The sequence below is a fragment of the Desulfatibacillum alkenivorans DSM 16219 genome (genome assembly GCF_900142135.1).
In the GTDB taxonomy this organism is placed as follows: Bacteria; Desulfobacterota; Desulfobacteria; order Desulfobacterales; family Desulfatibacillaceae; genus Desulfatibacillum; species Desulfatibacillum alkenivorans.
Window position 1 is genome coordinate 12,835 of record NZ_FQZU01000021.1, and the last position, 12,404, is coordinate 25,238.

7 protein-coding genes are annotated in these 12,404 nt (G+C 54.5%); all 7 read left to right on the top strand.

Annotated elements, in window-relative coordinates:
• The first annotated feature begins 31 nt into the window (after positions 1-31).
• The 7 genes from BUE18_RS16155 to BUE18_RS16185 all read left to right on the top strand — a co-directional run bounded on the left by BUE18_RS16155 (position 32) and on the right by BUE18_RS16185 (position 12,395).
• Positions 32-2,161 (top strand): methyl-accepting chemotaxis protein, encoded by a 2,130-nt coding sequence (locus BUE18_RS16155; RefSeq protein WP_073477235.1) that lies wholly within the window; start codon positions 32-34, stop codon positions 2,159-2,161.
• A gap of 12 nt (positions 2,162-2,173) precedes the next feature.
• Positions 2,174-4,744, top strand: a complete 2,571-nt coding sequence (locus tag BUE18_RS16160) for a hybrid sensor histidine kinase/response regulator (RefSeq protein WP_073477236.1) — start codon at positions 2,174-2,176, stop codon at positions 4,742-4,744.
• 13 nt (positions 4,745-4,757) lie between these two features.
• A complete protein-coding gene (gene cheB, locus BUE18_RS16165) occupies positions 4,758-5,807 on the top strand; it encodes a chemotaxis-specific protein-glutamate methyltransferase CheB (RefSeq protein WP_073477237.1) in 1,050 nt (349 codons plus the stop codon).
• 34 nt (positions 5,808-5,841) lie between these two features.
• Positions 5,842-7,155, top strand: a complete 1,314-nt coding sequence (locus BUE18_RS16170) for an HD domain-containing phosphohydrolase (protein ID WP_073477238.1) — start codon at positions 5,842-5,844, stop codon at positions 7,153-7,155.
• A 336-nt stretch (positions 7,156-7,491) separates the two neighbouring features.
• On the top strand, positions 7,492-9,111 hold the full coding sequence (locus BUE18_RS16175; RefSeq protein ID WP_073477239.1) for a M14 family zinc carboxypeptidase: 1,620 nt from the start codon (positions 7,492-7,494) through the stop codon (positions 9,109-9,111).
• Between the two features lie 160 nt (positions 9,112-9,271).
• On the top strand, positions 9,272-9,931 hold the full coding sequence (locus tag BUE18_RS16180) for a TetR/AcrR family transcriptional regulator (protein WP_073477240.1): 660 nt from the start codon (positions 9,272-9,274) through the stop codon (positions 9,929-9,931).
• A 67-nt stretch (positions 9,932-9,998) separates the two neighbouring features.
• Entirely contained in the window at positions 9,999-12,395 is a 2,397-nt protein-coding gene (locus BUE18_RS16185; protein ID WP_073477241.1) for a penicillin acylase family protein, read from the top strand.
• Positions 12,396-12,404 lie beyond the last annotated feature (9 nt).

The window sequence follows — 12,404 nt, forward strand, 5'->3', positions numbered from 1 at the left end:
GTTTCTCCTGGGATCTATTGGCGGAGGTGGCATGGGAAGTATAAAAAACCGTATCCTGATTTACTTTTGCACCAGCGTTGCCGTTATCATATTGGTCATACTCCTTGCGGTAAACATCACGTTGCGGGGAGGAATTGAGAATCAATTCCAGGATCTTGTACAGGAAGCCACCAGTCGTGAAAAGGAAAGGCTAAGCACTTACGAAAACTTTTTGAACAAACATCTGAGCCTGGTGGGCAAGGACATGCTTTCCGCAGCCCTTGAAATTGCAGGGAATAAGGACCTGAGCGAAAATATCGATTTTGTGCAGCTTAATGTTCTCAGCCATTATGAACTGCAGTTAAAAACCAATATCCTGCTTGAGGAGATCGCCTTTTCCTCCAGGCTGGAAAACGACGAAGAGCAATCTTCGGGAATGAGCTCATACGCATTGGTTGAATCCGGCAAGTTTGACTTTGCCGTCATCGTTTCTTTGAAAAACGAAGTTCTGACCGCCTACCCCAATAACGAAAACTCCCAGGTTCTGGCCGACTTCTGCAAGGCGATGGATCTGGCCGCCTCGGCAAGGGAAAATGCCGGCCAGCTTCACGCCCGGAATCTTTCCAAAGAATTCCTTTCCGCCGTAGGCCTGACGAATCAGGGCAAGAGCTATGAACGGGAAGCGGCTGCTTTGATCTCCGCCAATTTGATCAAGGACGAATTTGACAACACCAGAGCTTTTCTGCTGACCGGCAAGCTTTACGACCACTTGGAATACGCTTTGGCGTCTTTTAATGAAGCCACCGGAGCGCCCGCCGCGATTTTTCTCGGAAACCAGGCGGCGTCGCAAGCCGGCTTTAAAGTGCAGGACGGCCGGGATATCCATGAGGCTCTTAAAATCGGGGACAATGTCTCGCAAAAGCTCCTGACGGAAGGGGTTAAAGCCCCTGTCATCGCCTCTTTGGCCGGTAACGATTATCTGGTCAAAACCATCCCCATAAAAACCGACCAAGGAACCGTCCTGGGCTTCGCCCTTGCCGGCCTCCCCATGAACCAGGTCCACGCCATGGAAAACAACCTGGACCAGCACGGAAAAAACATGCTGAAAAAGGTCGCCAAATGGATTTCCGGGGTGGGAGTCCTTGCCATGGCGGCTTTTATCCTGCTTTCCCTGTTCATATCCGAAGGCATTACGCGGCCCATCAGGCGCATCGCCCTGATGGTGCGGGACATGGCTGAAGGGGACGGAGATCTTACGGTTCGCCTCAAGGAAGAGGGGCGCGACGAACTGACGGACCTGGCGAAATGGTTCAACGTGTTCATGGGCAAACTGCAAGCCATGGTGATAGAGATCAAGGAAGGCTCGGAGCTTCTGGCGGTTTCATCCAGCCAGATATCGTCCACCGCATCCGAACTGGCGAGCAGTTCGGCCCAGACATCCAGCTCCATTTCCGAGATTTCAACAACCATGGAGGAAGTCAAGCAAACCGCCGCCCTTACCAGCGAAAAAGCGGAAGTAGTGGCGGACACGGCGGACTCCGCAGCCCAACACTCCGAATCCGGGGAAAAAGCCACTCATGACGCCCTCATGGGCATGAACCGCGTCAAAGAGGAAATGGAGTTTATTGCTGAAAGCATTGTCAAACTTTCGGAGCAGACCCAAAGCATTGGAGACATTATTGACGCAGTGGGCGACTTAGCCAACGAGTCCAACCTGTTGTCGGTCAACGCTTCCATTGAAGCGGCTAAGGCGGGGGAATACGGCAAAGGATTTTCGGTCGTCGCCCAGGAAGTGAAAAATCTTGCGGACCAATCCAAACAGGCCACCGGCCAGGTGCGCACGATTCTGAACGATATTCAGAGCGCCACCAGCACCGCCGTCATGGCCACGGAAAGAGGAAGCAAGGCCGTGGACAGCGGAGTCGGCTTGTCCAGTCAATCCGGACAAACCATCCAGGACCTGGTGGAAAGCGTCAATCAGGCGGCCCGGGCTGCGGCCCAGATTGCAGCGTCCAATCGCCAGCAGATGGCGGGTATGGATCAACTTAGCCAAGCCATGACAAGCATCAAAGACGCCAGCCTCCAGAATGTGGATGGCGCCAAGCAATTGGAAGGCGCGATTTCAGATATGCACGAACTTGGTCAACGCATGAAGGAGCTGGCAGGCAAGTTCAAAGTGTGAAGGTGATGAGTTATGAATGAAGAGGAACTGTTAAAAAGACTTCGGAGCGCGTTCAGGCTGGAAGCTGACGAGCGCCTGGCAAACATGTCATCCGGGCTTCTTGGGCTGGAAAAGGCCAAGGATCCCGAAAGCCAGGCAGCCCTGGTGGAAGAGGTTTTCCGTGAGGCCCATAGTTTGAAGGGGGCGGCCCGGGCCGTCAACCTCAAGGAAATCGAATCCCTGGCCCAGGTGGCGGAAAGCGTCCTGGCCGGCATTAAAAGGCGGGAAATAGAACTCTGCACGGAACTTTTTGACACCTTGCATGATTCCGTAAACGCCTTTGAAAACTGCCTTGCCAATATTGACGAAGATCCCAACGCCAATAAAGACGAAATGGCCGACGTAACCAAAAGGCTTATGGATTGGCGCGACGGCAAATCTGAAGGGGATGACGACGCAACGGATCAGGTTGAAGAAGTTCAGGAGGCCGCTGCGGAAGCGGAGGAGCCCGAAGACGTCGAGGACGCGGAGGACGCGGAGGACGATGACGAGGATTACGGCGGCCTTTACGACGACGAGGATGACGAGGACGAAGAGTACGAGTATTTTGACGAGGAGGAAGACCAGCCCCTAAAGGCGTCTTCGCCTGAACCGGAGCCGGAACCGGAGCCGGAGCCTGAACCGGAGCCCAAGGCCAAACCCAAGGCGGCCAAAAAGGCCAAGCCAGCGGCCAAGGAAGCCGCGCCCAAAGAGGAAAGCGCCAAGCCGGCCTCCTCCAAAACGCCCCGGCCTGGAGAAGCAGCGGCCGTCCGCTCGCAAATGGCGGAAACCGTCCGCATCGCCACCTCCAAGCTGGACTCCATTCTGCTGAAGGCCGAGGAGCTGGTTTCTTTAAAACTGGTTTCTCTGCAGCATTCCCAAAACCTGAAAGATACGGCTTCGGGCATTGAGCTCTGGGAAAAGAAGTGGGCCCGCTTTAAAACGGAAATCCGGTGGCTGCGCAGGGAAGTTCAGCAGCAAGGCGTCCAGGGCGACAGCGATCGCGGCGCCGGTCATCTGGCTCAGATCATGGAATTTTTGGACTGGAACCAGAACCACGTTCAAAACCTGGGCCACGAAATCCGGAACCTGACCAAGGCCTCGGAACAGGACCATCGCAACCTTTCCCGTTTTGCGGACGACCTTCTGGATGAAGTAAAAAGGGTCACCATGCTCCCCTTTTCCACTTTGTTTGATGGCTTTCCGCGCATGATCCGGGATATTTCCCGCAATCAGAACAAGGAAGTGGATCTTATTCTTCAGGGCGGCGAAATTGAAATCGACCGGCGGATTCTGGAGCAAATGAAAAGCCCCTTCATTCACCTGCTGCGCAACTCGGTGGACCACGGCCTGGAAACGCCCGAAGAACGGGTGGAAAGAGGCAAGCACCGTGCGGGCACCATCAACCTGACGGTTTCGCAGGACGAAGGCGGCAAGGTGGAAATTCTGCTGAAGGACGACGGCGGCGGCATCAACTTTCCCCGCCTCAAGGAAAAAGCCGTCAAAAAGGGGGTTATCACCCAACAGGAAGCGGAGCAAATGCAGGATCAGGAGGCCGTCAGCCTGATTTTCCGCTCCGAAATTTCCACCAGCCCCATTATCACAGAGATTTCCGGACGGGGCCTTGGCATGGCCATTGTGGCGGAAACCGTGGAGAAGCTGGGCGGCGTTCTTTCCGTGGAGACGGAAGAAGGCGTGGGAACGAGCTTCAAGATCGGCCTGCCGGTCACCCTGGCTACTTTCCGGGGCGTTCTTATTGAAGCGGAAAAACAGCCTTTTATCGTGCCCGGCGCACAGGTGGAGAGGGTGCTTCGCCTGCCCAGGGAAGAAATTCAAACCGTGGAAAACCGCGCTTCCGTAACGATCAACGACCAGATTTTATCCGTCGCCAACCTGGGCGGCGTCCTGAGTCTGGAAGCCTCCCTGGAAAAGGACCGCGAGCCCCTCCTGACCCTGGTTATTATGGCGGCGGGCGACAAACGCATGGCTTTTTCGGTGGACCAGGTGGTTTGCGAGCAGGAGGTTGTGGTCAAGAGCCTTGGCCGCCAGTTGGCCCGGGTTCCCAATGTGGCGGGCGCCACGATTTTGGGCTCCGGCAAGGTGGTGCCTGTGCTCAATGTATCGGATCTTATGAAGAGCGCCGCGCTCAGCTTCCGGGCCGCCATGGGCGAAGCCATGGAAGGAGACAAGGACTCCGCCAGAAAACGGACCATACTCATCGCCGAGGACTCCATTACGTCCCGGATGCTTATAAAAAATATTCTGGAAGCGGCGGGCTATGTAGTCACCACGGCTGTTGACGGCCTGGAAGCCTATAATATATTTGAGACCGGCGGCTTCGACGCCGTGGTTTCGGACGTGGAAATGCCTCGCATGAACGGATTTGAGTTGACTGCAAAAATCAGGGGGCACCAATCCCGCGCGGAAACCCCCGTGGTGTTGGTAACCAGCCTGGACTCCAAGGAAGACAAGGAGCGCGGCATCGAGGTCGGCGCCAACGCGTACATTGTTAAAGCCAGTTTTGATCAAAGTAATCTATTGGAAGTCATTGATCGTTTGATCTAATTGAGAGGTTGGGATGATAAAAGTTCTGGTTGTGGACGATTCTCCCACAGTGCGAGAGCAACTCGCCGCCATTATCGAATCGGACGGTGAGTTGAACTTGGTGGGCATGGCCCACAATGGCGTTCAGGCCGTTGATATGGCGGCGAAAAAAAAGCCTGATGTCGTTATCATGGACATCCATATGGATAAAATGGACGGGTTTGAAGCTACGCAAATAATCATGGAGCAAAGCCCGGTTCCCATTGTCATCAACAGCACCCTGCTTTCGGCAGACCATGTGGAGAACACCTTCCGCGCCATGCAGGCCGGCGCCGTGGCCGCCATGGAAAAACCCAAGGGCCCGGGGCATCCTGAATACGCCCAGATGTGCCGCAAGCTCATTTCCACGGTCAAGCTCATGAGCGAAGTCAAAGTGGTGCGGCGCTCCTCCAGGCTTAGAAAAGTAACGCCGGAACTGCCCCCTTCCCCCGCGCCCATGCCGGCGAAGGAAAAGGCGGAAATCAAACTTGTCGCCGTAGGCGCCTCCACGGGAGGGCCTCCGGTCATTCGCACCATTTTGACGAACATCAGGCGCGATTTTCATTTGCCTATTTTGTTTGTCCAGCATATTTCCCAGGGTTTTTTATCCGGTATGGTGGGTTGGTTGAATAAAGAAAGCTCCCTCCCGGTTGAAATTCCTGATCACGGAAGCATCATTAAACCCGGGCATGTCTATTTCGCCCCCGACGACTATCATATGGGGGTCATGAAAAGCGGGAAGGTGGTATTATCCAAAGCATCCTTGGAAAATGGGGTTCGCCCCTCAGTATCATTCTTATTCACCTCCGTGGCAAGAAGCTACGGAGATTCAGCCGTGGGAATCCTGCTTTCCGGCATGGGGTCGGACGGCTCGGCCGAGCTGAAGGAAATGCTTGACAAAGGCGCCATCACAATCGCCCAGGATGAAGAGTCTTCGGTGGTGCACGGCATGCCCGGAGAGGCTATACGCCTGAATGGCGCCAAGGAAATCATGAATCCCATGGAAATAGCCGCTTTTTTAAATTCCCTGGTGGACAAGAAGTAAAGCAAGAGGATCTATTCTCGGAAGGACAAGTAATATGAGCGTAATCAACAAGGCGGAAACTAAAATTCTCATTGCTGAAGACAGCCCTACCCAGTCCCTCAAACTGCAAATATTGCTGGAAGAACAAAAATACCAGGTGATGGCGGCGTCCAACGGCAAGGAGGCCCTGGAAATGTGCCAGGCCGATCCGCCCAATCTGATCATCACGGACATTGAAATGCCTGAAATGTCGGGTTACGAATTTTGCGAGGCCGTAAAAAACGACCCGGAGCTCATGCACATACCGGTCATCCTGCTGACCTCCCTGTCAGATCCGGTCGACGTTATTCGCGGGGTGAGCGCCAGGGGCGACTGTTACGTCACCAAGCCCTACAACGGCTACTTTCTTTCGTCAAAAATCGAGCACCATCTCATGACCCCCATTGTGGGGCTGGACCCGGACGCCATCCCGTCCCTGGACTTTACCTTCAAAGGCAAGGAGTACTCGGTCAAGTCCACGCCGGGCCAGATGCTGGGGCTGCTTCTTTCCATCTACGAAGACTCGGTCCTGAGAAACTACGAGTTGACCCAGACGGAAGAAGCCCTGGAGGAAATCACCCAGAAACTGGAGAAAAAGGTCTCGGCTCAGGAAGAAGCGGAAAAGCAGCTTAAAGAGTTGAACGACAGCCTGGAAGCCAAGGTGGTGGAAAGGACCGTGGCCCTGGAAATGGAGATCCTGGAGCACAAAGCCACCACCGGCAAGCTCCGGTCCAACCTGAAAATGCTCCGCAAAGCCATGGAAGGCACCATCACCGCCATGGCCAACACCCTGGACATTCGCGATCCTTACACCGCCGACCATCAAAGGCGGGTTGTGAAGCTGGCTGTGGCCATCGGCGAGGAAATGGACATCTCCAAGGGTAAAATGGACGGTCTCAGAATGGCCGGCGTTATCCACGACATCGGCAAAATCGCCATTCCCCTGGCCATCTTGAACAAGCCGGGTAAAATTACGGACACGGAGTTCACCCTCATCAAGACCCACTCGGAAGTCGGATACGACATTCTGAAAAAGGTGGAATTCCCCTGGCCCATCGCCGACATCGTGATCCAGCATCACGAAAGGCTGGACGGGTCCGGCTATCCCAAGGGCCTTTCCGGGGATGAAATCCTGTTGGAAGCCAAAATCCTGGCCGTGGCGGACGTGGTGGAGGCCATGTCGTCTCACAGGCCGTACAGGCCGGCCCTGGGCATGGACAAAGCCCTGGAGGAAATCATCACCAAAAAGGGCACGATTTTCGACCCCGCCGTCGTGGACGCCTGCGTCAAGGTGATCAAGCGTAAGGGGTTTACCTTCCCGGAACAATGATTGCTTCTTAAAAGCAGACCTAAGGGGAGTTCTTCCCAACCAGGAAGAAAAAGAGGTTCTGCAATCCATGATAGAGGGGGGAGACGCCACAAACAAGCTGCGGGATTAAGGGGGTTCCGCAGAATCAGGCTCCCGTTTTCCATGCGCCTGAAATCAGGGCGAAGGGCCGCCATGTTTTATTGCACATGGCATTGTAATTGCACATTACGCCCTTTGCCCGGCAATACGGGCTTAGCGCCCCGGTTATTGCCAATGAGGTTGTCAGGAAGGATAGGCTATGGTGCGTTTTTACCGGACGGGAGCCATGTCAACTGTTTGCATCCAGAGTCGGAACCCATGAATAAGCCCCGGTTTCTCCATAAACGGCTTTGCCGTTGCTTTTTGTTTTTTGTTTTAACAGCCCTTCTGGCGTCCCCAGTATTCTTTGCTTTTCCAAGCCGCGCCAACGCAGACCATATTGACCCCGTCTTTGAAATCAAGATTACGGATATATCCAAAGCCCAGGCCTCCCGGTTGACGAAAAGCGGCGTTAACGTCACCAATCGCAACGGAACCACGATCTGGGCCTATGTGACGGAAGTTCAATTTCAAAGCATTTTGAATCAAGGCTTTGCGGCTGAGACGGTTGCGGGCGAAACACGAAAAGACGCTGAACTGGACTCCGCCAATTACACCGACTACCCCACTTACGCCGAAGTTGCTTCCGCGCTGAGCGCCTTTGAAAGCAGTTACCCCTCTATTTCCAGAGTCGTGGACATAGGCGACTCTTACGAAGGCCGCAAGCTGCTGTTTCTGAAAATCTCCGACAATGTGGACGTGGAAGAGGACGAACCTGAGTTTAAATATATTTCCACCATGCACGGGGATGAAAAAATCGGCACGGACCTCATGCTCCGGCTGATCGACCACATGCTGAGCAATTACGGAACAAACGCCGATATAACCAGGTTGATTGACGGCATGGAGATCTGGATCATGCCCCTTATGAATCCGGACGGATACACAGCCAACCAAAGATATAATATGCAAGGCATTGGATACGACCTCAACCGTAATTTCCCGGACCGGATAGACGATCCGGCAAACACACTGGTCAATTATACCGGAGATCCCCGGCCGATTGAAGTTCAGCGAATCATGACCTGGGCCTTTGGGCAGTCATCCACACTATCCGCCAATATACATGGCGGCGCTCTGGTGGCCAATTATCCCTACGACAGCAACTCATCCGGCGCTTATGTTTACACGGCTTGCGATGACGACGACTTGTTTATCGAACTTTCGTTGGCTTATTCCACGTTAAACTCGCCCATGTATAATGGAGAGTTCTCTCAGGGCATCACCAATGGTGCGGACTGGTATACCGCTTATGGAGGCATGCAGGACTGGAACTATGTGTGGATGGGGTGTATGGAAATCACTCTGGAAGTAAGCAATTACAAAAAGCCCCCTTATTCCTACATGGACGGCCTTTGGGACGACAACCGCGCTTCCCTGCTCGCCTACATGGAATGGGCGCTTAGGGGCGTGCGGGGCGTGGTGACGGACAAAGAGACGGGCTTGCCCATCACGGCGGCAATCACAGCGAAAAGCGGTTCCTGGGAGTCGGATTTTAAAGTGTACACCGATCCGGACGTAGGGGACTACCATCGCATCCTCCTGCCCAGCGACGATCCCTACACCTTGACCTTTTCCGCGGCCGGGTACGAGACCAAGACAGTTTCAGGGATTATGGTTCAAGAGGGGGATGCCGTCCGTTTAGACGTTGAAATGGATTTAAAGCCCTGTAATTTCAACTGCAGCAACGGGCCGGATTTGCCGGATGCGGTCATCGCCTTGCAAGTCTTGGCTGGTCTATCTCCGGAAATCGGAAATTGCACGGACGCCAGGCCTCTTTCAGGCGTTCAAATCGGCCTGGAGGATGCTTTATACATTTTGCAGCAAGCGGCGGATTAAGCGTAGGCAGCCCCAAATCCGGCTTTTTTTGATTTTTGCCCCTATCCTTGGTATTGCAGGGCCGGTGGGCGTCTTCCGGTGAAATATTGGTTGACCAGCGGAAGCACGTTGTCATACCGTTTTAAACTATCAAAATCTTAAGCTGATTTTAGGAAATACAATGTCAAATCAAGGATTATCCAGCCCGGAAATCAATCGAAAGCGCATTCTGGAGGCGGCCCGGTCCCTTATATTGAACGAAGGCATGGAAGCGCTTTCCATGCGCAAGCTGGCCCAGGAGTCGGGCCTGGCTTTGCGGACCATCTACAACCTGTTCGGCGCCAAGGAAAACGTGGTCCTGGCCATTTTCGAGCAGGGCACGGAGGGCATTGAAAAAGCCCTGGAAGACGTGGAGCGGGCCATGTGCGAGGGGGAATGGCAGCCTTCGTACTACATCATTTTGCTGAGAGCGATGGAAAAGGTGTTTTTTGACAATCAAAAGTTGCTCAAGCCCGCCATCCAGGCCAGCGCCTCGCTTCATCGCATGGGGTCAGGCGCGGCCCATGAAATGCATCAGCGCCGGACGCAAAAATTCCTGAACACGCTCAACACCGCAGTGGACAAGGAGCTTCTTTGGGGCGACGTGGATTTGGAAACCGCAGCCATCCTGATGTACCGCAATTATTTTTCCGTGGCCGCACTGTGGGCTGAGGGGGAATTAAGCGATCGGGACCTGGTGGTGCAGGGGCGCTACAACATCCTGACGATCATCCACACCTTTGTGCGCGATCCCGAAAGGCAGAAAAAAGCCTTGGATCTCCTGCGGGAACTGAAGGAATAAAGGCGGACCGGCGGTTTGCGCAGGCGAAGGCGCATGAGGAAAGACTCGGCAGCGTTTGGAGTGAGGCATGAAGACCCTAAAATATCTCTTGTTCGGACTGGTAATACTTGTTTTGGCCGCGCCGCCGCTTTATCACTTGTTTTTTCGCATAGCGCTGCCCGAGTACGCCGGCAGCCTCAGCCTCGAAGGCTTATCAGAGCCTGTGGAAGTCCACACGGATGAGTTCGGCATACCTCATGTTTTTGCAAAAAACGAACAAGACCTTTTTTTCGCCCAAGGATATTTAACCGCCCGGGAGCGGTTGTTCCAAATGGATCTGGCCCGTCTGGCCGGCCGGGGGGAGTTGTCCTCAGTCTTGGGAGAAGTCACCCTGGCAAAGGACAAATTCCTTCGCACCGTGGGCTTTTACCGGAGAGCCCAGGAGGTCATGGCCAGCCTGCCTCCCCGCACCGCCCAGGCCATTCGGGACTATACCCGAGGCGTCAACGCCTATATTGAAACCGCCAAGCACCTGCCCCGGGAGTATCTCTTTTTGGGCGCCCGGCCTCAAGAATGGACGCCCGAAGACAGCGTCGTCATAACCCTTTTAATGTCCTACAGCCTCACCCGCTCAAAAAAAATCGACCTGGTGCTGCATCAGATCGGCCAAAAGGCCGGCGAGGAGGTTTTAGGGGCCCTTATTCCCTCCTATCCTGATTTTGCGCCCACCCTTACCGGCGCCAGGCCGGCGAGCTTTGATCCAGGCGCCCGGGAGGCCGTGCTTACCGGCGTTTCCTCAAGGAAAGGCCCAGGGATCAACGAATTTTTCGACATGGAGATTCCCGCAAGCAACTGGATGATTTTTTCCGGAAGCTGGACAAAGTCCGGCAAGCCCCTGTTTGCAGGAAGCCCCGACCTGGAGCCCACCCTCCCCGCCTTGTTTTACATCATGCATCTTAACGGAGGGGACTATAACGTCATGGGCGGCGCTCTGCCGGGCTGCCCCGGCATCGGCCCCTTGGGATTTAACGGCGATATCGCCTGGAGCGCGGTCAACGGCCGGGGCGATGAGCTGGATTATTTTGTGGAGAATATCAATCCGGATAACCCGGGACAGTACCTGACGGAAGCGGGATACAAGGACTTCGCCCTGATCTCGGAAACCATCAGGGTGAAAGACGGGGATGAATTCAAAGAACTCCCCCTTGAGATAAAAATATCCCGGCACGGGCCTGTCATCTCCGAGGTTATGCCCTTGGCGCCCGAAAACTGCGCCATGCAATGGGCCGCCCTGGACATTGAAAAGCCCTGGGACATCCACGGCTTGCTGGCCATGAACCGGGCTTCCAACTTTGACGAATTCAGGCAGGCCCTGTCTAACGTCAAGGCCATGAACCTCAACCTTGGGTATGCGGATAAAAACGGGAACATCGGCTGGCAGTTCACGGCCAGCCCCCCCATCCGTAAATCAGGCGGCGGCGCCCTGCCCGTCCCCGGCTGGACCGGGCAGCATGAGTGGACGGGGTTCATCCCCTTTGAAAAGCTCCCCTTTGACTACAACCCGGAAAAAGGCTACACCGCCTCATTCAACAACGAACCCGGCAATGCGCCTTATCACCTGACCAATTATTATTTATTCGAACGGGCCATCCGATTCGACGAAATCATCAGGGAACTGGGCGATCAAAAGGTGGATCAGTCGAAAATCATGGAAATGCAGACCGACACGATTTCCGTGGTGGCCAAAAGGTGGAAGCCTTTTGTGCTGGAAGCGTGCAAAAATGCGGACGGCGTCAATGAGTGCCGGGATCTGATTAAGGCCTGGAATTGCGGCGTCAATGTAGATAGCTGCGCCGCGACGGTGTTCAATGTGTTCTATTATAAAATGATGGAAAATACGTTACGCGACGAAGTGGGGGAGCAGATTTGGTCCGAGGAACTGTCCCAACCCTACCTTTATTACGTTCCGGATCTGGCTTTGACCAAAATCCTGCACGACCCGGACCATGCCTTTTACGACGATGCAAGCACGCCGGCCGTGAAGGAAAACAGGAACGACATTATTATAAGGAGCCTGAAGCAAACCAAAAAGGTTTTGGAAGATCTGCTCGGCGACGATCCCGCTCAGTGGCAGTGGGGCCGGGTGCACCAAATGCACTTCAATCATCCCTTGGGCTCCAAACTCCCCATGTTCAACCTCAAGCCCATTCCCACCCAGGGCTCCCATCACACCATCAATTCCGGCTTTTGGGATTGGGATTCCGAGAATCCCTTTCGCATGAGATCGGGAGGCGTAATCCGCATGGCAGTGGATTTCAGCCGGGACGACAAAGCCACCATCGTCAGCCCGCCCGGGCAGTCCGGCCATTACCTGAGCCCCTATTACGCCAATCAGGCCCAGTTGTGGGCGGAAGGCAGGCAGGCGCCCATGCATTACACGGACGCCAGATCCCTGGCCCAGGTTCTTAGGCTTAACCCTATCTGATGGAAAACA